Origin of the sequence: Streptomyces viridifaciens (genome assembly GCF_001888885.2) — a bacterium.
GTDB lineage: Bacteria > Actinomycetota > Actinomycetes > Streptomycetales > Streptomycetaceae > Kitasatospora > Kitasatospora aureofaciens.
Map to the genome: position 1 here is coordinate 761,869 of NZ_CP090840.1, position 21,123 is coordinate 782,991.

Sequence of the window (21,123 nt, forward strand, 5' to 3'; positions counted from 1 at the left end):
GTCGCCGGACGCCTGAACCACGTCGGCATCACCGCACACGGCATACCCGCCGACCCCGCCGACGGCCGTCTGCCCGTCACCCCCTCGACCTCGACCTCACCGGCGGGCGGCAGTCAGACAACGAGCAGGCGGCCCGCGCCGACTCCGCCAAGGCCAGCGCCTTTCCTGTCCTACGACGACCTCTCCAGCGCCCTCGGCCTCGGCATCACCGCCGGCGACCGGCCCGGCTACGTCGACGCGCAGCACCACCCACCTGATCGCGTGGCGGGTCGTCATGGGCATCGGCAGGACCTTGCCGTGCTCCGCGAGAACGCTCGCCCTGCCCGACGACCAGCGCACCGACCGCCTCGGCCAGCTTCGTCAGTGTCTGGCGCTGCTCGATCTGGTCCTCACGGATCGCGTTCAGCACCTGGGTGTGCCCGCGTAGCAAGTCCCAGACCTCCGTGGCACCTCGCACGGTCAGTCAGCCCGCAGAATCCGCGAGACATAGATCTGCGGCGGGTCCGAGCCCTCGTTCACTGCGTACTCCACGAGCCCCTGGTCCCGGCGCAGTGGCGCCGAGTGCATTCCGGGACGGCCCGGGACGGGCAGGCTCAGGTGGGGGAACGCGTTTTGTCGCAGGTCGATGAGGAAGGCCACCACGGCGGAGAACACGTCGGCCGGCGTGCCCGGGTCGCCGAGGAACTCCTCGACGACCGGGGAGAGAGTGATCGGGTCGTGCTCGTCGTCGGGGACGTCACTGAAGTCGCTCACACGGCCCCGAACCGACGCAGAACCGCGGACGCGGAGGTACCGGGGGCCGTGCCGGCCTGGACGGCAGCGTGGATCCGGTCGCCCTCCGGGTCGCGGTACAGCTCCGCACGCAGCCACCACCGCTTCAGCACGCCGCCGATCGCCTCGACGTCGGCCTCACCCATCTCCCGGTAGAACTCCATCCGCTGCGCCGGCGGCAGAGCGGCGGCGACAGCATCCTGGGTACGCGGGATGGGCTGCCGGCCATCGTGGTGGCCGTGCAGGGGCGCTGCGCTCACCGTGTCCTCCGGGCGTCTCGTGCGAGCTGGACCGGTACCAGTGTCCCCCGTCGAAGGCTCCTGGTGGTACCCGGGTACCCATGCTTGGCGTAGGCCGGGTCGACAGGCCGCCTTGCCCAACAAGGACGCCAGCCGCTTCACGAAGGCCAACTGCCCAGGCCGGACCGTCCACGGTCCGGCCTGGGCGGTGACGGTCCGCAGTTGCCGCCCGCTCCCGGGCTGGTCGGCAGGGCAAGTGGCGGGCCGTGCCTGGACGGGAAGAACGAGGCGGAGGATCCGGTCGGCAGTTCGTGGACGTGCCGACTGCGGGGAAACGGCACGAGGGCCTGTGCCCGCACGTTCGCGCGGGTACAGGCCCTCGTGGTCACCTCGGTGGCCCCTGTCCGGCCCCGGGGCACGGGGGGAGCCGGAGGTCGGCTCAGTACCAGTGGTGGGTCTGCCAGAAGGCCCAGGCGGCGTTGGGGCTGCCGTAGCGGGTGTTCATGTAGTCCAGCGTCCACTTGATCTGGGTGGCGGGGTTGGTCTTCCAGTCCGCGCCGGCGGAGGCCATCTTGGAGGCCGGCAGCGCCTGGCCCAGCCCGTAGGAGCCCGAGCTCGGGTTCGTCGCCGTCACGTTCCATCCCGACTCGTGCGACACGACCTGGCTGAACGAGGCCAGCTGGTCCGCGGGGACGATCCGGGCGGCGACGGCCTGCGGGGAGGCGTCCGCGGCCGAGGCCACGGCGGGGACCACGGCGGCACCCAGGGCGGTCACACCGGCGGCGCCGGCCAGGATCGCGGCGGAGGTACGCATACGGAGCTTGAAAGCGGGCATGTAGAGCAAGACCTCAATCGGGTTGGGCCGAGTCGCGTCCCGTCCTGGACCGTGGCCGGACAGGGGCCATGACGGTCACGGGGCGTGACTCGGCAGTAAGCCGTTCACCGGCGGGACAGGAGCCGGTGTGGCTGACGACGAATGCCAACGTGCCAGACCGGATCGGCGCTCGCCAAGACCCCCTTCTTACGATCCGCGGTCGTAGCCCAAGTGAGCCGGCACTGATCCGAGAGGCGGGCCGCTCCGGGCCCCCGATCCCCGTCGGCCCTTCTGGCCTGCGCCAACACCCCTCAGCCACTGATCAAATGGTCTCAAAATAGAACAAAACGGACACCACTATTCGCCGTCGTGCACCGCATTCACGTGTGAGCGCACTCACTGGACAGGCTCCCCGCCCCGTCACCGGTCCGGCCACCGCCACCACGCCGAGTCAACACCAGCCGACCGCCCTTGAGACCGCCACCACACCTGACCGACGCAACGCGGCCGCCAGGCGCAGCGTCCGGTCCTTTCGCGGGCCGGGGAGGTCGACGGCGTCGGTGGTCGCGGCGTCCACGCTGGTCTCCGGTTCGATGCGGTCCCGGCCGGCAAGGGCGGAAGGTTGCGGGCGTACGCTGACGGCCGGGCCCCTCACGTCGACGAGCGTGAGGGGCCCGGCCATCTTCCCGGGTTGCGCTGATACGGCCCGCCGGGGCCGGCCCGGCGCGCCCCTCCCCCGGCCGGCGGAGGTTCGGCGGTCCTTCGGCGGGCACCCGATCCCCGCCCCGGGCCCCTCAACGTGGTCAGGGGGCGACGCCTACGGGTTCACCGTCGTTGAGGGGAGCGGGCTTGGTACGGGCCGTCGGTAGCTGCGGCGAAAGGCCAAGGGCACCGCGAGTACGGGTGAGATCGGCGAGACGTAGCAGAGCGTGTGACGGGTCGGCGAGATGGAAAGTGGCGGGTGCTTCCGTGATGCGCTTCTTCGCCCGGAGCAGACCGCCGAGACTTGCGCAGTCGCAGAACGTGAGGTTCTTCGCGTCCACGATGACGATCCGGGCGTGCGCGAGCAGTACGTGACGGACCGCTTCCTCGAACTGCGGAAGGGTGTCCAGATCCATCTCGCCCGACAGTTCGATTTTGGCGACATCCGTGCCGATCGTTACGTCGACCGTCAAGCAGCCCGGCGCCGTGCGGGGTCGTTCGGCCACAACGGCCTCCCTTCACCGGGCGGTGCGCAGAGCGGCCCGGGACCGCAAAGTGCGGCATATGGCCCACCCTAGAGGCAATAGTTGCGCTTCGACAACAATCGCCGCTCAGCAATGATCCGCTGCTGCTTCGTGAGCAGGGTGGTCCGAGCGGGGCCGGCCGTGCGAACGCCCCGGTTCAGGCGCTACGTGCGGGTCCGACACCCCGTACGACGTCGTGTCCGGACGCATCCGCGACCGGCTCCACGCCCGGTACCCCGTGCGAGCCCGCTGAGGTGGTTCGCTGCGCCGTGACGCCCATGGCCGCTGCGCGGAAGGATGTCAGCCCAGACATCAGCGCGCGGCGGTCCGCGTCGGGCATGGCTTCGAGGACCCGCTCCAGGGACTGCTCCCGGTCCGCCCGCAGACCGGCGAGAAACGCGCGACCGGAGGCTGTGAGGTGGAGTTCGAGCTCCCGTCGACTGGCCGCACTCGGGTTGCGCTGCACCAGACCGATCGCTTCCAGCCGATCGCAGAGCCGACTGGCGGAAGAGGGCCGGGTGTCCAGGGCCTGCGTGAGGGTGCGCAGGTTGATTCCGTCACTGGCCTCCAACACGTAGAGCACCCGCAACTGTGACACCGAGACCGGCGCGGCGACCAGGTCGCGGCCACCGCCCCATAGCACCTCCAGCAGTTCCACCACGGACGACGCGATGGCCGCGGCGTCTGGGCGGCCCGGCAGGGGGGAGACTGTGTCCATGGGGCCATCTTGGCACCCGTGCCACCACACAAGACACATCGCCAACGGAACGGTCGGCGGTCGAACGAGAGGGCGAACTGATTGGCGGCCAACCTGTCGGCGGTAGAACGCGCATTGCGCGTCGCCGCACCCTACGCCCTGCTGGACACCATCCGTGCCAGCCTCACCAACCTCTACCGTGCACACCAGGTTGAGCTGCTTCTGGCCGACTACAGCCTGACCGTGCTGCAGCCGGTCACGGAACTGCCTCACACCGAACGACCGCTCCCAGTACACACCAGTGCTCCGGGCCGCGCTTTCGGCTCGCAGGAGCCCTTCGCGGAGCCGGGCGCCTTCGAGGGAACACGTCTGCTGCACCTGCCGGTGACCGTCCGGGGTGACCGTCTCGGCATCCTGAGCGTCGGCCTCGCCAGTTCCACCCTCACCCCCTCCGTGCAGGACGAATTGTGGGAAATCGCCGAAATGCTCGGCTACCACATCATCGTCGCGGAACGCGACACCGACCTCTATCTCCAGGCCCGCCGCAAGAACCGACTCACTCTCGCCGCCGAGATGCAGTGGCAGCTCCTGCCTGCCCGCGCCTGTGCCCGTGACGAGTACGCGATCGGTGCCCAGCTCGAACCGGCCTACGCGATCCGCGGTGACAACTTCGACTGGTCGGCTACCGAGGACCACCTGACCCTGACCATCACCAACGGCATGGGCGAGGGCATCGAGGCGTCCCTGCTCACCAACCTGGTCGTCAACTCCCTGCGCAACGCCCGGCGAGCGGGCGTCAGCATCGCCGACCAAGCGGCCCTGGCCGACCAGGCCGTGTACGGGCAGTACCGCGGCGAGGCCCACGTGTCGGTCCTGCTCCTCGAGTTCCACCTCGACACCGGCCTGGTTGAGATCGTCGACGCGGGCTCGCCCCAGCTGCTCCGGCTCCGAGCCGGAGCGGTCGAGCACATTCCGTTCGAGGCGCAGCTACCGCTGGGTCTCGCCGACGAGACCCCGTACGAGGCGCAGCGCATTCGGGTCGAACGAGGCGACCGGCTGATCTTCGTCAGCGATGGCGTGCACGCGGTCACCTCCAAAGCAGGCGAGCCTTACGGCGAGCGAGCGCTGGCCAGGGCGATCTTGGCCACCCAACTGCTGCCCGCCACCGAAGTCCCCCGAGCGGTACTGACTGAGCTGGGCCGCCACCGCGACGACGATGCCCTGGACGACGCCCTGGTCGTCTGCCTCGACTGGTACGGCCGCCATCCGGCGTCGGCCGATGCCACGCCGGCGTGAGCCGCCGCCATCCTGACCGTCGCGAGGACACACGCCGCGGACCGCGCATCCACCTCGATCCGCAGGGCCTGATCACGGATGGCTGCGGCTGGTCCGGCAAGACACCCTGCCGCGCAAGCTCGAAGCCCCCCTCGCCGCCGCCGAGCAGCGGCCCCGTCAGTGGGGCGCCGGGATCGGCGCGGGCGAGCGGCTGCTGCCGGTGCGGATCGACCTGGGGTCCAGCCAAGGTGAGCCCGGAAGGGGCAGTGAGATGATCTTGAAGGCGTGGGAGCCGACCGTAGGCTCGCCCGGGTGCTCGACGTCGAAGTCGTACCGGATTTCTGCCGTGCCCGTTCCTGCGGCCGCGCACAACGCTAGCGTTGGGTCTCATGATCGTATGGCTCAACGGCACCCACGGCGCGGGCAAGACGACGACCAGTGCACTTGTGCAGCAGTTGATCCCGGATTCACGGGTGTTCGACGCCGAGAAGGTGGGCGAGACACTCATGGACATCACGCCAGGGCTGCCCGCGACGGACAACTTCCAGCACTGGCCGCCATGGCGATCACTCGTAGTCGAGACCGCCCGCCGCGTACTCGACTACACCGGCGGTACTCTGGTGATGCCCATGACTGTCCTGGTCGAGTCGTACTGGCGCGAGATCAGCTCGGGTCTCGCCGAACATGCCATTCCGGTACGGCACTTCGTCATTCACGCAGACCAGGAGACCCTCCGCGGGCGCATCGCGGGCGACACTGTCGTCGGTCCCAACTCCTGGTTTCGTCTCAAGTACCTTGAGCCCTACGCCGAGGCAGCCCGCACGTGGCTACATAGCGAGGCCGAGGTCGTCGACACCACGCACCTCACGCCCGCCCAGGCCGCCCTGCAGATCGCGGAGGCCGTCAAGAGTTGAGGTTCGGCTCGCCACTGAGACGCTCAGGCGGGTCAACCTTGACGGCCCTGCCGCTCGGGAAGCCACGGCGAAGTGACAAGTGGCGCTCTCTGGCCGACGTGACCTTCTGTTACCCCGCCGAGCATGACGTAGAGGCGTGGTACCACCGGTAGGGGTACGGTCGAAGTGAGCCCCTGGCCGGGCGGGTACGCGGCTGCGGGCACTACTGTCCTCAGCTGTGAAGAAGGCGAAGGCGGAGCTGGAGGAGATCCGCCTTCGCCAGCAGGAGCTGGTCGAGGCCCTGATCGGGGACTACCGGGTGGTGCTCAAGGACATCGATGACGGTGGCCCGGCCCAGCTGGCGCTCGCGAAGGCCACTGAGATGACCGAGATCTTCGCGGACAGGACGCCCGGCAAGGGCGAAGCTGCACGGGAAGCCGGCGGGGCCGACTTCCCGTGCGTGGTGGAGGCGGCGGGCCTCAGTGGATGAGGAGGGCCTTGACGCCGGAGAGGATCGGGACGAACTGGTACCGCCCGTCGCCCGGCCGCAGCTGACCGCGGTGTCACGGGTGTCGGAGACGTCGGTGCCGGCGACGAACTTGACGTCGGTGGTGCCCACCGCCGTGGTGAGGTGGTCGAGGTCGAAGTCGCTCCAGAACATGCACTGGTGCAGGTTGAGGTAGCGGCCGGACGTCAGGTCGTACGGTTCGGCGGCCGTGTAGACGTTGGGCTCGTACCTCCCGTCCCCGGGGCCGCACATGCCCGACTACGCCGCGGGCTCGGGCATCGCCGTCGCCGCACGCCAGGTGGCGATGACGTCAGCCGCCTTGGTCTCGAAGTCCGGGTCGCGCCAGGCGCCCGGCATGCCGATCACCGCCGGCAGCTTGGAGTCACCGTGCTCCCGGTGGGTGACCCGCACGACGTCCCCGGAATCGGGGCGGTTACGGTTCTTCCCGACCTCGACGTTGGTGATGTCCGCCCAGGCGAACCGCTTGCGGGAGCCCAACGCCCCGGTCCACCAGATCTCACGCTCGTCGAAGCTCACGCTACTGAAGGCGCCCCTCACCTGGAGGAGTCCACCGACGATCAGGAGAACACCGAAAGCCATGGCGGCGGCAGTCCGGACGTCCACCGGGACGAGCGAACCGCGGTACAGAAGGTAAGCACCCTGGGCCAGGAAGAGCGCCGAGAAGATCCACTGGCGGCGAATCTGTGCCGGCTGGAGACGGTAAGTCACGTGTTTCACCAGCGGATCTTGGCAGGTCGGGCGCATCTGAGGAAGCGTCACGTCGATCCCTGCCCGTCTCACTCCCCCGAGCGGATCGGCTCCCCGGCGCGGTTCAGGTAGGCGGCCGACGCCGAACGCCGGCTCTCCTTCGTGATCGCCCGCTACAGTGCCGGCCGTGGTGGAGGAACCCGTGCGTGTGGTCGGGGCGGTGCCCACGGGCCCAGTGCGGCAGGAGGTGGCGCAGCTGGCCGCGGTCAGCATCGACTGGTATCCGGCTGGAGCAGGGGCGGCTCGGCATGCGGGCCTGGACTGGATCGGCTACTGGCCGAGCAACTCGCCTGACTATCTGCGCCGTTCGGGGTTAGACGGCTGCTGTGCTGAGATTCCTGTGGGTTGCCGGGCCGGTCGGTGGAGCGGCCGCCGCCACGGCCGCGGCCGTTTTCGGGTCCCCGTGGTGGTGGTGTGCGGCCGTCCCCTTGCTGGTGGTGACGGTGCTGGCGTCGAAGGACCTGCTGCAGACCCGGCATTCGATCCTGCGGAACTACCCGGTCATCGGGCGTCTGCGGTTCGCGCTGGAGGGCATCCGACCCGAGGTGCAGCAGTACTTCGTCGAACGCAACGTCGACGGGCGCCCCTACGACCGCGACACCCGCAGCATCGTCTACGAGCGGGCCAAGGGAACGGACGCGGAGGAGCCGTTCGGCACGGAGCTGGACCTGTACGAGAGCGGGCGCGAGTTCCTGGTGCCGTCGATGGCCCCCGTCGCGGTGCCGCAGCACCTGCCCAGGGTGCGGGTCGGCGGTCCCGACTGCTCCCAGCCGTACGCGATGGCACTGCTCAACGTGTCCGCGATGAGCTTCGGCTCGCTGTCGGCCAACGCGGTGCTGGCCCTGAACACCGGTGCGGCGCTGGGCGGTTTCGCCCATGACACCGGTGAGGGCGGGCTGTCCGAGTACCACCTGCGGCCCGGCGGAGACCTGGTGTGGGAGATCGGCACCGGCTACTTCGGCTGCCGCACCGAGGACGGAGACTTCGACCCCGGCCAGTTCGCCGAGAAGGCGGCGCACCCGCAGGTCAAGTGCGTCTCACTGAAGCTCAGCCAGGGCGCCAAACCCGGCATCGGCGGCGTGCTGCCCGGATCCAAGGTCGACGCCCGGATCGCGCGGGTGCGCGGCGTCCCGCAGGGGAGGACCGTGGTCTCCCCGCCCTACCACCGGGTGTTCTCCACGCCGCGCGAACTGGTCCGCTTCATCGGCCGGATGCGCGGGCTGGCGGGCGGCAAGCCGACCGGGTTCAAGCTCTGCGTCGGCTCGCGCCGCCAGTTCCTCGCGGTCTGCAAGGCCATGCTGGAGGAGGGGGTGACGCCGGACTTCGTCATCGTCGACGGAGCGGAGGGCGGGACCGGCGCCGCCCCGCTGGAGTTCGCCGACCACGTCGGAATGCCGCTCACCGAGGGACTGATGACGGTGCACAACGCGCTGGTCGGCACCGGTCTCCGGGACCGGATCCGGATCGGCGCCAGTGGCAAGGTGGCCACCGGCAGCGACCTGGTGAAGCGGTTGATCCAGGGAGCCGACTACACCAACGCCGCCCGGGCCATGATGTTCGCCGTCGGCTGCATCCAGGCCCAGCGCTGCCACACCAACACCTGCCCGGTCGGCGTGGCGACCCAGGACCCGCGCCGGGCCCGCGCCCTGCACGTGGGGGACAAGTCCCAGCGGGTGCGGCGCTACCAGGAGGCCACCGTCAGGAGCGCCCTGCAGATCATGGCCGCGATGGGAGTCGACGACCCCTCGCAGCTGCGCCCGCACATGCTCCAGCGCCGCATCGACCCGCAGACCATCCGCTCCTACGCGGACCTCCATCTCTGGCTGGAACCGGGGCAGCTGCTCCATGACCCTCCCGCTTCCTGGGCGCGCGACTGGGAGGCCGCCCACCCCGACCGGTTCACCGTCTGACACTTCGAAGGGAAGCCCCGTGGCACGTACCGTCGCCCGTGTGATCGTCGACGCCCTGCAGGAGCTGGGGGTGCGCCATGTGTTCGGCGTCGTCGGCGACGCCCTGAACCCGCTGACCGAGGCCATCCGCACCACCGAGGGCGTGGACTGGATCGGCTGCCGCCACGAGGAGGCCGCGGCCTTCGCGGCCGGCGCCCAGTCCCAGCTGTCCGGAACCCTGGGCGTGTGCATGGGTACCGTCGGCCCCGGATCGGTGCACCTGCTCAACGGACTGTACGACGCGGCCAAGAGCCGGACCCCGCTGCTCGCCATCGCCGGACAGGTCCCGTCCGCCGAGCTGGGCAGCGACTACTTCCAGGAAGTCGACAACGACCTGCTGTTCCGGGACGTCGCGGTCTTCCGGGCGACCGTGACCTCACCGGACCAACTGCCGAGGATGCTGGAGACCGCCGTCCGCTGCGCGATCAGCGAGCGCGGTGTGGCAGTGCTGACGGTCCCCGGCGACCTCGGCGACCGGGAGCTGACGGACGACCGCCCTGCCCGCTTCCCGCGTGTCCGCCCGGTCACCCGCGCCGACGACGCCGGCATCCGGGAAGCCGCCGACCTCGTCAACGCCGCCGACCGGGTGACCCTCCTGGTCGGCCGGGGAGCCCGGGACGCCCGCGGGGAGGTGCTGGAACTCGCCGAGCGCCTGTCCGCACCCATGGTCCTCACCCTGAAGGCCAAGGAGGGCTTCGAAGCGGACAACCCCTACCAGGTCGGACAGACCGGCCTGATCGGCAACCCCGCCGCCGCCGCGGCGCTGGACGCCTGCGACACCCTGATCATGCTCGGCACGGACTTCCCCTACCGCGACTGGTACCCCACCGGCCGCAAGGTCGTCCAGATCGACCTCCTCGAACGCAACCTCGGCCGCCGGGTACCCGTCGACGTGGGACTGGCGGGCGACACCGCGGCCACCCTCCGGGCCCTCCTGCCGCACCTCAGGCCCACCGCGGACCGCGCCCACCTCGAAGCAGCCCGTGAGCGCTTCGAGCAGTGGACCGCCGGCCAGCGGCGCCTGGCGGACCCCGAGCACGACCACCACCTGCTCGGCCGCCTGCGCAGCGCGCTGGACAACCGGGCCCACGACGTCCGCCCGGAAGCCCTGGCCGCCGCCGTGAACGACTGCGCGAGCGACGACGCCGTCTTCACCTCCGACACCGGCATGGCGACCGTCTGGCTGTCCCGGTTCGTGACCATGCACGGCCGCCGGCGGCTGCTGGGGTCGTACAACCTCGGCTCGATGGCCAACGCCATGCCCCAAGCCCTCGGCGCGCAGCTCTGGGCCCCCGACCGGCAGGTCGTGGCGTTCTGCGGCGACGGCGGCCTGAGCATGCTCCTCGGCGACCTGATGACGATCAGGACCCACCGGCTGCCGGTGAAGCTCGTGGTGTTCGACAACCGCCGCCTGGGCATGGTCAAGCTGGAGCAGGAGCAGGCCGGGCTCCCGGAGTTCGGCACGGAGCTGGACAACCCGGACTTCGCCGCGGTCGCCACCGCGCTCGGCCTGACCGGCATCCGGGTCACCCGGCCCTCCGAACTGCTCGACGGCGTGCGACGGGCCTTCGAGACGCCGGGACCGGTGGTGCTCGACGTCCTGACCAACCCCCGGGAACTCGCGGTTCCGGGCAAGCCGACCGTCGAGCAGGGGTGGGGCTTCGCGATCGCCAAGGTCAAGGAGACGCTGCGCAGCCACGACGGCTGACGGTCGGCCGCCGGGGCGGTGGCCTCCGCCCCGGCCGTTGCCCGCCCCGGGGGCATCCACCGGTTCGCCTCCGGGCCCGGGCACACCCGGCCGCCACGGGCGGTATCAGGCCGCCCACCCGAACCCCTGGGCACCGAACACGAGCAGGCCCTCCACGAACTCAACCTCGCCGCCACACGTACTCGCCGCTCCTCGCTGGCCCGTTTGGCCTGGTGCTCACGGTGTTGCGTCCAACGCCGCCGCCTGCTCGATGTACGTGGTGGTCCACAGCGCCGGTGGTCGTCGTCCCCTGTCGGCACCTGGTGCGGGACGATTCGGTCGCCCAGCACCCAGGCACGTCGCGGACACCGCGCGGTGCGGGCGGCCGGACCGCTCGGGGGTTCGGCCGGCCGCCCGGTTCCACAGTGCCGCCGCTCGGCTGCGGATGCAGCCCGGGCTACGCCGACCCGACGTCAGCAGCGGCCGGGCCTGCGGATGGGCCGAGCGGCAGCAGAGCAGCGGGAACGCGCCGACGACCGGCGGCGAACCGGTCGGGAGTCAGGTCGGACAGGCGGCGACGCCCATCGGTCCAGCACCGCGTACGGACCGGGAACCCGGCAACGAGGCTGGCCGTGACCCGGCGTCCTCGACGGCTGGCGGGACGCGGCCGCAGTCGAGCATGCCGTGCAGCGGCACCCCGCTGGGGAAGAGGCGCTCGGCATCACGAGACTTCGCAGCCGGGTCCAGCAGCCACGGCGCCGACGCCGTCCCGGGCCTGCCCGCTGCGCTCCCCGAGCCCGTCGACGTCGTGATGCGCCCCGATCGTTCGTGTTGCCACCTCTCGTAGAGGCAACCCTGACACTCAGGACGCCAGCACACCGATCCACGAGCACGCCGAGCCGGATGCGGCCGTCACTGTCTGACCGACGCCGAGCAACCCCTGCAAGCCCGAGCGTCTGTGGCTCGAACGGCCGTCTCCGCAGGCCACCGTGCCGGTTCTCGCAGAGGCTGGGTCGCGCACAGCCTGTACGGATGACCCCGGTTGGCGGGAATCGGATTCCATGACGGAGAACACGGGAAATACGCCGAGCGCGAGCAGGGCCACGCACAGTTCCGGCCGAAGACTGCTCGGTGAACTCAGCGCGGAGTTCGCCGGTACGATGATCCTGATCCTCTTCGGCGTCGGCGTGGTGGCTCAGGTGGTCGCCGGCGGCATCGGCAACCACGACAGCATCTCCTGGGCCTGGGGCCTTGGTGTCACGTTCGGTATCTACACGGCCGCCCGGATCAGCGGAGCCCATCTCAATCCGGCGGTCACCGTCGCGCTCGCCGTCTTCAAGGGATTCGAGTGGCGCAAGGTGCTGCCGTACGTGCTGGCCCAGACCGCCGGGGCGTTCGTCGCGGCGCTGCTGGTGCGCTGGAACTACACCGAGGTGCTGAACAAGGTCGATCCCGGCCACACCCTCAAGACCCAGGTCGTCTTCTCCACCCTCCCGGGCAACGGCACGGCTCCGGTCAGCGACTGGGGTGCGCTGCGCGACCAGGTCATCGGCACCGCCATCCTGGTCTTCCTGGTGCTCGCGGTGACCGACGTGCTGAACACGCCGCCGGAAGCCAACCTGGGCCCGTTCGTCGTCGGCCTCATCGTGGTGGGAATCGGCATGGCCTGGGGCACGGACGCGGGCTACGCGATCAACCCGGCCCGCGACTTCGGACCGCGCCTGGCCAGTTACCTCACCGGATACTCGCATGCCTGGCGGGACCAGTACGGCCATCTGTACTTCTGGGTACCGATCGTCGGCCCGCTGATCGGCTGTCTGGTCGGCGGTGTTGCGTACCGCTACCTGGTCACTCCCCATCTCGGGGCCGAGGGGCCCGAGGAGCCCGGCCAAGCCCCGATCGAGCCGATCGGCTGAGTCGTCCTCGTACCGGCCGGCATCACCAGCCCCACCCGGCGGACGCAAGCGGAAGCACAGAAGCAGAGGCGGCAGCCATGCCAGAGTTCGTCGGAGCGGTGGATCAGGGGACCACGAGCTCGCGATTCATGATCTTCGACCACGCCGGCAACGAGGTGGCGATGCAGCAGTTGGAGCACACCCAGATCCTGCCCCGCCCCGGTTGGGTGGAGCACGACCCGGTGGAGATCTGGGAGCGGACCGACTCGGTGATGCGCAACGCCGTCCGGCAGGGCAGCCTGTCGCCGGCCGACCTGGTGGCGATCGGGATCACCAACCAGCGTGAGACGACGGTCGTCTGGGACCGGCGCACCGGCCGACCGTACTACAACGCGATCGTCTGGCAGGACACCCGCACCGACTCGATCGCGGCCGCGCTGGAGCGCGACGGGCACGGTGAGGTGATCCGCCGCAAGGCCGGGCTGCCGCCGGCCACGTACTTCTCCGGCGGCAAGATCAAGTGGATCCTGGACAACGTCGAGGGCGTCCGGGCGGACGCGGACAAGGGACACGCGATCTTCGGTACTACCGACTGCTGGGTGCTGTGGAACCTCACCGGCGGCCCGGAAGGCGGGATCCACGCGACCGACGTGACCAACGCCAGCCGCACCATGCTGATGAACCTGGAGACGCTGGACTGGGACGACGAACTGCTGGCGCTGTTCGGCATCCCGCGCGCGATGCTGCCGGTAATCCGCCCGTCCTCGCACGCCGGGGCGTACGGCACAGCCCGCACCTCGGGGCCGCTGCGCACAGCCGTACCGATCACGGGGGTGCTCGGTGACCAGCACGCGGCGACCGTCGGGCAGGTCTGCTTCGCGCCCGGCGAGGCGAAGAACACCTACGGCACCGGCAACTTCTTGGTGCTCAACACCGGTACCACGCTGGTCCGTTCACGGCACGGCCTGCTCAGTACGGTGGCCTACCAGTTCGGCGACAGCCCGGCGGTGTACGCGCTGGAGGGTTCGATCGCGGTCACCGGCTCGGCCGTCCAGTGGCTGCGGGACCAACTGAAGATCATCGACAGTGCCCCGGAGGTCGAGCGGCTCGCCCACACGGTCGACGGCAGCGAGGGCGTCTACTTCGTGCCCGCCTTCTCCGGGCTCTTCGCGCCCTACTGGCGCTCGGACGCCCGCGGCGCGATCGTCGGCCTGGCCCGGTATCACACGAACGGGCACCTGGCCCGGGCCACGCTGGAGGCCATCTGCTACCAGAGCAGGGACGTGGTTGAGGCGATGGAGCAGGACTCCGGCGTCCACCTCGAGGTGCTCAAGGTGGACGCCGGGGTGACCGCCAACGACCTGTGCATGCAGACCCAGGCCGACGTGCTCGGCGTCCCCGTCAGCCGTCCGGTGGTCGCCGAGACCACTGCGCTCGGCGCCGCGTACGCAGCCGGCCTGGCTACCGGATTCTGGCAGGACGAGGACGAACTGCGCTTGCACTGGCAGGAGTCGAAACGCTGGGAGCCCTCGTGGACCGAGGAGCGGCGGGCCGAGGGGTACGCGGGGTGGCAGAAGGCCGTGCAGCGCACCCTCGACTGGGTCGACGTCAGGCAGTACGCCGAATAGCACCTCAACGAGCCTAAGGGCCGGGAGCGTAGGCCCGACGCTGACCGCGAACCAGCGGATTTCTCTGCGCCCCGGCGCCATGGCCGGCGCCCCGGGTCGGCCCCCGACTCAGCGTCCCCCGATACCGGTGTTCCCGCGCATGGCGCGGTGGCGGCCCGGAGTCGTTCCGACGATGTCGGTGAACGCGGCGATGAAACTGCTCGGGTTGGCCCAGCCGCAGGCGTAGGCGGTGCGGATGGTGTCGTGGCCGTCGGCGAGTAGCACGAGCGAGTGGTGGATGCGCAGTTGCGTGCGCCACTCGTAGAAGGTCATGCCGAGTTCGCTGCGGAACAGTCGGCTGAGGGTGCGGGTGCTGGCCCCGATCGTCGCCCCGAGTTCGGCCAGGGTGGCGTTGTCTGCCGGGTTCTCGTGCAGGAGGCGGGCAAGGGCCTGCAGTCGATCGTCCTGCGGCTCCGGCAGGTGCAGCGGCTGTTCGTCTGCCTCGCAGAGGTCGTCGACGAGGACCCGCAGCAGGCGAGCGCGCGCACTGCGGCTGTAGCCGGGTGCGTCGTCGTGGTTGCGGGGGCCGGTCAGAGCGAGCAGGACCTCGCGGGCGAGGCCGGAGGCCAGAAACACGGCGGGGTGGTCCGGGACGAGCCGGGCGAGGGACGGCGTGAGGAAGACGATGCGCATGTCGGTGTCGCCGTGGGCCCGGTGGTGGTGCGTGAACCCGGCGGGGGTCCAGGCGACTCGGTTGGCCGGAACGATCGACGTACCGCGCTCGGTGTGAACCGCCAGGACGCCGCTGGCCGCGTAGACCAGGTGTCCGCGCGTGTGCGACTGCGTCTTGCTTGTCTCGCCGGACGGCCAGAGGTGGCGCCCGCCGGACGGCCACACCTGCGAGGTCACACCGGCGGTCGGAGGAGTTTGGCGGTGAACAGGCATCGGTTGGCAGCCTATCGGTAGCAGGCCACACCACGGCCCGGTGAGACTTCCTCGTGCGGAGCGGTCGCCGGTCGCGCAGCGCGCCGACCGAACCGCGGCGCATCGGGGCAGCGTGCCTCGATGCCGCGGCCTGAGGGAGTAGGAGAAACGCATGGCTACGTTCATCCTCGTGCCGGGTGCTTGGCACGGCGCCTGGGCGTTCGAGGCGGTGGTTCCGCTGCTGGAACGTGCCGGACACACCGTTCACGCCCTGACCCTGACCGGCCTGTGGCCGGAGGACGACGACGCGACGGTCGCGACCGCCAACCTCGACACGCACGCCGACGACGTGTTGCGGCTGCTCGATCGCGCCCACATCACCGAAGCGACGCTCGTCGGCCACAGCTACGGCGGGATGGTGATCGCAGCCGCCGCCGACCGCGCCGGCGGCCGGGTCGCCCGACTGGTGCATCTCGACGCCTACGTGCCGCGGGACGGCGAGTCGTGCTGGTCGTCGACGAGCGAGGGCTACCGGGAGGCGTTCGTCGCCGGTGCGGCGGGCACCGGTTACGCCGTCCAGCCGTCAACTGGCGGCGATCCCCGCCGGCGGCCGCACCCCCTCGCCTCTTTGCTGCAGGGGATCCGGCTCACCGGCGCGTTCGCCCAGGTGCCCCGTCGGGAGTTCGTCTACTGCTCGGGGTGGGAGGACAGGACGCCGTTCGCCGACCTCCGAACCCGGCTCCGGGCCGATCCCGAGTGGCAGGTCCACGACCTCCCGACCGTCCACAACGCCATGCGTGAGGACCCGGAGGCGGTGGCCGCGCTCCTGCTGGGCGACGAGCAGCGCCCCGGGGCGGCCTGGGTCTTCCACGGCGTCGCCGGCCTGGTCTCCGAGCATCGAGGCCCGCGCGCGGGCCTCGCGCTCGGCGCCAGTGCGCCACCACCAACGAGGGACCTCGGCCCCCACCCGGCTGCCCTCGGGCCGACTGGCCGCAGGCCGGACGCGATCTACCATGGAGGGCGAGGTCCTGAGAGGCCGCACCTGCCCACAGCCGAACGGTAGGGAGGCGGGCATGGCCATCGGAAGCGTGTCCGGCTGGGTGGACGACCCGCGCTACATGCCGATCTCCGAGCACGGTCTGATCGGCGACCTGCGCACCGCCGCACTGGTCGGTACCGACGGCACGATCGACTGGTACTGCTGCCCCCGCTTCGACGCGCCCAGCGTGTTCGGCGCCATTCTCGACGCCGACAAGGGCGGTTCGTTCCAGCTGGCCGCCGACGTGCCGGCCCGGACCCGGCAGTTCTACTTCCCCGACACCAACGTGCTGATCACACGGTTCTACGCAGCCGACGGGGTGGCGGAGATCCAGGACTTCATGCCGGTCGCAGACGAGTCCCGCGAGGCGGCCCGGCACCGGCTGATCCGCCGGGTGGTCTGCGTACGCGGCACCCTGCCGTTCGCCGCCCGGATCGCTCCGCGCTTCGGCTACGGGGCCGAACCGCACACCGTGCGCGTGCGGGGACACGAGGCCGTCTTCGAGTCCCCGTCGCTCTCCCTCGCGCTGACCTCCACCGCACCGCTGGAACCCGACGCCATGGACGTGGTGTCGCATTTCAAGCTGCTCGAAGGTGAGTCCGTGGTGTTCGCCCTCGACCGGATCGGCGACGACGTGCGGCCCCGGGCCTGTCCGGCCGCCGAGGCGGAGGCCGAGTTCGGGACGACGGTCCGGTTCTGGCGCCGCTGGCTCTCGCAGTCGCGCTATCGCGGCCGGTGGCGCGAGATGGTGCACCGCTCCGCCCTGGTCCTGAAGCTGCTCACCTACGTGCCGACCGGCGCGATCGTGGCCGCGCCGACGACCAGCCTGCCCGAGCAGGTCGGTGGCGGGCGCAACTGGGACTACCGCTACGTGTGGGTCCGCGACGCCGCCTTCTGCGTCTACGCCATGCTGCGGCTGGGCTTCACCTCCGAGGCCGAGGCCTTCATGGGCTTCCTGTCCGAGCGGGGCATCATGCGAGGCTCCGGCCCCACGGGACCGCTGCAGATCATGTACGGCATCGACGGGCGAAGCGACCTGCCCGAGACCGACCTGTCCCACCTCGAAGGCCATCTGGGATCCGCTCCCGTGCGGGTGGGCAACGCCGCGACCAAACAGCTCCAACTCGACATCTACGGAGCCCTGATCGACTCGGTCTACCTCTACGACAAGTGGGGTCAGCCGATCAGCAGCGACCGCTGGGATGAGGTCGGCGCCGTCGTGGGCTGGCTCTGCGACCACTGGGACCAGCCCGACGAGGGCGTCTGGGAGACCCGGGGCGGCCGGAAGAACTACGTCTACTCGCGCCTGATGTGCTGGGTGGCAATCGAACGGGCCATCCGGATAGCGAACCGGCGGGGCCTGCCGGCCGACCTCCCCCGCTGGCAGCGGTGCCGCGACGAGGTATACCGGCAGATCATGCGACAGGGTTGGTCCGAGGAACGCGGGGCGTTCCTCCAGGATCTGGACGGTGACGTCCTCGACGCCTCGGTCCTGATGATGCCGATGGCCAAGTTCATCTCCCCGACCGATCCCAAGTGGCTGTCGACCCTGGACGCGCTCAGCACGGATCTGGTCTCCGACTCGCTGGTCTACCGCTACGATCCGCAGGCCAGCCCGGACGGGCTGCAAGGACCCGAGGGCACCTTCTCGATCTGCTCCTTCTGGTACGTCGAGGCGCTCACCCGCGCAGGACGCGTGGAGGAGGCCCGGCTGGCCTTCGAGAAGATGCTCACCTACGCCAACCACGTCGGCCTCTACGCCGAGGAGATCGGACGCACCGGGGAACAGCTCGGCAACTTCCCGCAGGCGTTCACTCATCTCTCGCTGATCAGCGCCGCGTTCAACCTCGACCGCGCGCTGGGATAGGGCCTGCCGGGCCTGCCACCGGGGTCAGCCGGCAGCCGGAGAGCCGTGAAGCGCCCCGCCCAGCACGGGGACCAGCCACTGCTCGATCCGTGGGCCCGGCCTTCGGCCGGCTGCGCCGCACCTCACTGCTGGAGGTCGAGAACCCCATCTCGGCCAAGGACCTGAGCCGCACCCTCGTCCTGAACCTCGTCCAGCAGCACACCCAGGACTCCGGGAAGGAGGTCACCGTCGGCGCGATCGCCGAACTCCTCGGCGTGGACCCGTCCGTCGCCAGCCGCATGGTGAGCGACAGCATCAAGACCGGCTACCTGACCCGCGCCGCCTCCCAGCAGGACGGCCGCCGCACCGTCCTCCACCTCAGCCCGGCCGGCACCGAACTCATGGCCCGCCTGCGCCGCCACCAGCGCGACGCCTACGACTGCATCACCGCCGACTGGAACGAACGCGACCGCCTGGAGTTCGCCCGCCTGATGCTCAAGTACGTCGACTCGCTCGACCGCCTCGCCGAGCGCGCCAAGCAGTAGCCGGGGCGGTGCGAGCCCACTGCTCCGCCAAATGATCGTCACCCGACCGGGGCCGCCTCCACCCGACGTGTCGGGTGGAGGCGGCTCCTGGTCCCGGCGCCCTGGCGCCGCGCGGGCGGTCAGAGCTGGTGCGCCACGAACTCGGCCACCTGCGTGCCGAGTTGCTGGCCGGCCTGGTTGTCGATGGCGGTGTGCTGGCCGGACCAGACCCGGCTGAGCCACGCCTCGGTGGCGGCGTCCTGGAAGCCGGCGAAGGTTCGGGTGACGCCCTTCGAGGTCACCGTGAGCCGGTGCTGCGCACCGTAGATTCCGGCGAGCGTCGTTGCCGCCGCCTGGCTGAGAGCGCCGTGAGCGCCGGGGTAGGACGGGTCCGGGGCGGTCGGCAGCAGCGGGGTCCAGCCGGGATCGCCGACGATGCCCGGGTTGTCGTGCGTGTCGCCGAGCCGGATCGCGGTGACGGGCCGCCACACGTGGTAGGCGTACTTGGCGTCGTACATCGCGATCGCGGTGTCGGCGAGGGACAGGTCGAGCCGGGCGAAGACCTTCACCGCCTTCTCCAGGCTCGCGTTCCCGGAGGTGACAAGGCCCTGCGCGACCTGGTTCCACACGTTCCAGACGGGCGCCGCCGCCCAGAACTTCGCGGCCGCGGTCTGATCAGGAGTGCGGGTGGTACTGGTCTTGCTCCCCAGGCCCTTGACCTCGTTCAGGGCGGCGGCGTACTCGGCGGAGCCGACGGCCGGCGGCGCTGCCGGGCGGAACTGGTTACCGCTCGTCAGCACGAACGGCTTGACCGAGCCCCAGTTGGTGAACACCGGCGCGGGGAAGTCGGGCGGCGTGGGCCGGTAGTCGCCGGGCTGGCTGCCGGGAGTGAACCGCGGCGGCTCGGCCGAGGATCCGTCAGCGGACCGCAGACTGATCAGTTGGCGCGCGACCGCCGCTCCCACGCCGATGCCCGCCTGCTTACGGGCGCCGTCGGCGACTGCGGACAACTGGCTGCTCAGCTGCCGGTCCACGCCGGCGCGCTCGGCCGGGTACAGGGCGACCAGCACATCGTGGGCGGCCTGGTCCGCTGCGACGTCCGCACGGGCGCCCTGAGGTGCCGGCACCGAGAACAGGTACGCGGGAGCGGTCCGGGTGATCGACACCACCGCGTCGTACTCGGCGGCCTGGAGCAGCGCGAAGCTGCGCGTGGGGTGGACGGTGGACGGTTGGGCTTTCGGACCGCTCAGGATGGTGATGAGCTCGCGGTTCCACTCCACGACCGACCTCCCGGACCCCGGGGCGGCCGTGCTCGTGGTCGGTGGCAGAGCGTCGACGGCGGTGGAACCGAAGGCCGGGCTGGTGAGTCCGGCTGCCAGGACGGTCCCGGTCAGGACGGCGAGCGTCTTCTGCTTCCCACTCATTTCAGTGGCTCCTTCTCGCTGGTGGCGGGCCGTGGCAGCAGGTGGCCGTAACGCTCGGACCACTCGGGTGCACCACTCGGGCCGCTGCGGACCAGGGAGTACAGGTACACGGGTGCGGGTGTGTGCTCTCTGCTGATCAGCCCGCGACGGGGGCGGGCATGGGTCGGTCGTTCGCTCGGTGTGTTCGCCGGTAGCCGCCCGCGGGCGGCACCGGTCGCTGTACGTGACGACGGGTGTGCCTTGAGGGGCGGCGGAACCATCTCGGCCGTCCCGGCTCACTCCGTGCGGAATGGGGAAGGAGGGGATCCCGGGGATCGGTGCTCGTCAGGTTCCACGGGCGCCGGGCACCGTACGGTTCGGTGCGCGAGCACCTTTTGCGAAATTTCACGGATCAGTGGCATATGCGATGATCGATTTATGCCGTGGAGTCTTCGGAGACGCGGTCCACCGAGTGAGCCGGATCGCTCCGGGAACCGTGTCTCTGGTACGGGGACCATCTCCCGCGCGGACGAGGAACTACTCCGCACGCTGTACGCGGAGCACGCCGGGCCGCTGCTTCACTTCGTCCTGCGACTGACCTCAGGAGACTGGCAATGGGCCGAGGATGTCGTGCAGGAGACACTGCTGCGGGCCTGGCAGCACCCCGCGGCGTTCGACCCCGAGCGCGGGCCGGCCCGGGCGTGGCTGTGCACGGTCGCCCGGAACCTGGTCATCGACGCCCACCGGGCCCGCCGGGCCAGACCTACCGAGGTCGACGGGCAGGCGCTGGAACGGCTCGCGGAGCAGACGCCCGGAGAAGACGAAATCGAGCAGACGCTGCAGAGCTGGGCGGTGGCCGAGGCCATCCGGACCCTCTCCGCGGAGCACCGGGCCGTGCTGCTGGAGACGTACTACCGGGGCCGGACGATGGTCGAGGCCGCGGAGATGCTCGGCATTCCGGTGGGCACCGTGAAGTCGCGCACGTACTACGCCCTGAAGGCGCTTCGGCTGGCGCTGCAGGAACGGGGTATCGAGCCGTGACCGCGTCGTGAAGGAGG

At 70.5% G+C, this 21,123-nt stretch carries 19 protein-coding genes and 1 pseudogene; 12 read left to right on the top strand and 8 right to left on the bottom strand.

What is annotated here, in order from left to right; all coding sequences use genetic code 11:
• The first annotated feature begins 274 nt into the window (after positions 1 to 274).
• On the top strand, positions 275 to 427 hold the full coding sequence (locus tag BOQ63_RS03465; RefSeq protein ID WP_360467006.1) for a hypothetical protein: 153 nt from the start codon (positions 275 to 277) through the stop codon (positions 425 to 427).
• Positions 428 to 459: 32 nt separating this feature from the next.
• Here the strand turns inward: BOQ63_RS03465 and BOQ63_RS03470 are convergent, their stop codons facing one another.
• The 5 genes from BOQ63_RS03470 to BOQ63_RS03490 form a co-directional block, all read right to left on the bottom strand.
• Positions 460 to 753 (bottom strand): hypothetical protein, encoded by a 294-nt coding sequence (locus tag BOQ63_RS03470; RefSeq protein ID WP_072653356.1) that lies wholly within the window; start codon positions 751 to 753, stop codon positions 460 to 462.
• On the bottom strand, positions 750 to 1,031 hold the full coding sequence (locus BOQ63_RS03475; protein ID WP_072653357.1) for a hypothetical protein: 282 nt from the start codon (positions 1,029 to 1,031) through the stop codon (positions 750 to 752). Before BOQ63_RS03475 ends, BOQ63_RS03470 begins: the two co-directional genes overlap by 4 nt.
• A gap of 418 nt (positions 1,032 to 1,449) precedes the next feature.
• Positions 1,450 to 1,845, bottom strand: a complete 396-nt coding sequence (locus BOQ63_RS03480) for an aggregation-promoting factor C-terminal-like domain-containing protein (RefSeq protein ID WP_030598418.1) — start codon at positions 1,843 to 1,845, stop codon at positions 1,450 to 1,452.
• A 782-nt stretch (positions 1,846 to 2,627) separates the two neighbouring features.
• Complete coding sequence (locus BOQ63_RS03485) at positions 2,628 to 3,032, bottom strand: STAS domain-containing protein (RefSeq protein ID WP_072653359.1); 405 nt, start codon at positions 3,030 to 3,032, stop codon at positions 2,628 to 2,630.
• Positions 3,033 to 3,207: 175 nt separating this feature from the next.
• Positions 3,208 to 3,768, bottom strand: a complete 561-nt coding sequence (locus BOQ63_RS03490; protein ID WP_072653360.1) for a MarR family winged helix-turn-helix transcriptional regulator — start codon at positions 3,766 to 3,768, stop codon at positions 3,208 to 3,210.
• Between the two features lie 81 nt (positions 3,769 to 3,849).
• Here BOQ63_RS03490 and BOQ63_RS03495 point away from each other — a divergent pair, with 81 nt between their 5' ends.
• The 3 genes from BOQ63_RS03495 to BOQ63_RS03505 all read left to right on the top strand — a co-directional run bounded on the left by BOQ63_RS03495 (position 3,850) and on the right by BOQ63_RS03505 (position 6,405).
• Entirely contained in the window at positions 3,850 to 5,043 is a 1,194-nt protein-coding gene (locus BOQ63_RS03495; RefSeq protein WP_359795424.1) for a PP2C family protein-serine/threonine phosphatase, read from the top strand.
• A 368-nt stretch (positions 5,044 to 5,411) separates the two neighbouring features.
• The gene (locus BOQ63_RS03500) at positions 5,412 to 5,936 is read left to right on the top strand and encodes an AAA family ATPase (RefSeq protein ID WP_072653361.1); all 525 of its coding nucleotides are present in this window, start codon (positions 5,412 to 5,414) and stop codon (positions 5,934 to 5,936) included.
• A gap of 217 nt (positions 5,937 to 6,153) precedes the next feature.
• Positions 6,154 to 6,405, top strand: a complete 252-nt coding sequence (locus tag BOQ63_RS03505) for a hypothetical protein (RefSeq protein WP_072653362.1) — start codon at positions 6,154 to 6,156, stop codon at positions 6,403 to 6,405.
• Positions 6,406 to 6,681: 276 nt separating this feature from the next.
• Here BOQ63_RS03505 and BOQ63_RS03510 read toward each other — a convergent pair whose 3' ends face one another.
• Entirely contained in the window at positions 6,682 to 7,188 is a 507-nt protein-coding gene (locus tag BOQ63_RS03510) for a DUF308 domain-containing protein (RefSeq protein ID WP_499503410.1), read from the bottom strand.
• Between the two features lie 329 nt (positions 7,189 to 7,517).
• Here BOQ63_RS03510 and BOQ63_RS03515 point away from each other — a divergent pair, with 329 nt between their 5' ends.
• From BOQ63_RS03515 to glpK, 4 genes are all read left to right on the top strand, one after another.
• Complete coding sequence (locus BOQ63_RS03515) at positions 7,518 to 9,101, top strand: FMN-binding glutamate synthase family protein (protein ID WP_072653365.1); 1,584 nt, start codon at positions 7,518 to 7,520, stop codon at positions 9,099 to 9,101.
• Between the two features lie 19 nt (positions 9,102 to 9,120).
• Positions 9,121 to 10,848, top strand: a complete 1,728-nt coding sequence (locus BOQ63_RS03520) for a thiamine pyrophosphate-dependent enzyme (protein WP_030558185.1) — start codon at positions 9,121 to 9,123, stop codon at positions 10,846 to 10,848.
• A 1,040-nt stretch (positions 10,849 to 11,888) separates the two neighbouring features.
• On the top strand, positions 11,889 to 12,743 hold the full coding sequence (locus BOQ63_RS03525) for an MIP/aquaporin family protein (protein ID WP_072653366.1): 855 nt from the start codon (positions 11,889 to 11,891) through the stop codon (positions 12,741 to 12,743).
• A gap of 77 nt (positions 12,744 to 12,820) precedes the next feature.
• Entirely contained in the window at positions 12,821 to 14,350 is a 1,530-nt protein-coding gene (gene glpK / locus BOQ63_RS03530; RefSeq protein WP_072653367.1) for a glycerol kinase GlpK, read from the top strand.
• A gap of 108 nt (positions 14,351 to 14,458) precedes the next feature.
• On the opposite strand, the gene BOQ63_RS03535 is transcribed toward glpK, so the two are convergent.
• Positions 14,459 to 15,274, bottom strand: coding sequence for a helix-turn-helix domain-containing protein (locus BOQ63_RS03535; protein ID WP_030558190.1), 816 nt, complete (start codon positions 15,272 to 15,274; stop codon positions 14,459 to 14,461).
• 151 nt (positions 15,275 to 15,425) lie between these two features.
• Between BOQ63_RS03535 and BOQ63_RS03540 the strand changes: the two are divergent.
• The 3 genes and pseudogenes from BOQ63_RS03540 to BOQ63_RS03550 form a co-directional block, all read left to right on the top strand.
• Positions 15,426 to 16,091: pseudogene (locus tag BOQ63_RS03540) on the top strand (alpha/beta fold hydrolase); the annotation flags it as partial.
• A 235-nt stretch (positions 16,092 to 16,326) separates the two neighbouring features.
• Positions 16,327 to 18,159 carry a glycoside hydrolase family 15 protein gene (locus tag BOQ63_RS03545; protein ID WP_046385551.1) on the top strand — a complete coding sequence of 611 codons (1,833 nt, stop codon included), beginning with the start codon at positions 16,327 to 16,329 and terminating at the stop codon, positions 18,157 to 18,159.
• A gap of 89 nt (positions 18,160 to 18,248) precedes the next feature.
• Complete coding sequence (locus BOQ63_RS03550) at positions 18,249 to 18,683, top strand: MarR family winged helix-turn-helix transcriptional regulator (RefSeq protein WP_072653368.1); 435 nt, start codon at positions 18,249 to 18,251, stop codon at positions 18,681 to 18,683.
• A gap of 119 nt (positions 18,684 to 18,802) precedes the next feature.
• On the opposite strand, the gene BOQ63_RS03555 is transcribed toward BOQ63_RS03550, so the two are convergent.
• Entirely contained in the window at positions 18,803 to 20,086 is a 1,284-nt protein-coding gene (locus BOQ63_RS03555; protein WP_079183385.1) for a vanadium-dependent haloperoxidase, read from the bottom strand.
• A gap of 417 nt (positions 20,087 to 20,503) precedes the next feature.
• Between BOQ63_RS03555 and BOQ63_RS03560 the strand changes: the two genes are divergently transcribed.
• Complete coding sequence (locus tag BOQ63_RS03560) at positions 20,504 to 21,106, top strand: sigma-70 family RNA polymerase sigma factor (protein ID WP_167395647.1); 603 nt, start codon at positions 20,504 to 20,506, stop codon at positions 21,104 to 21,106.
• Positions 21,107 to 21,123 lie beyond the last annotated feature (17 nt).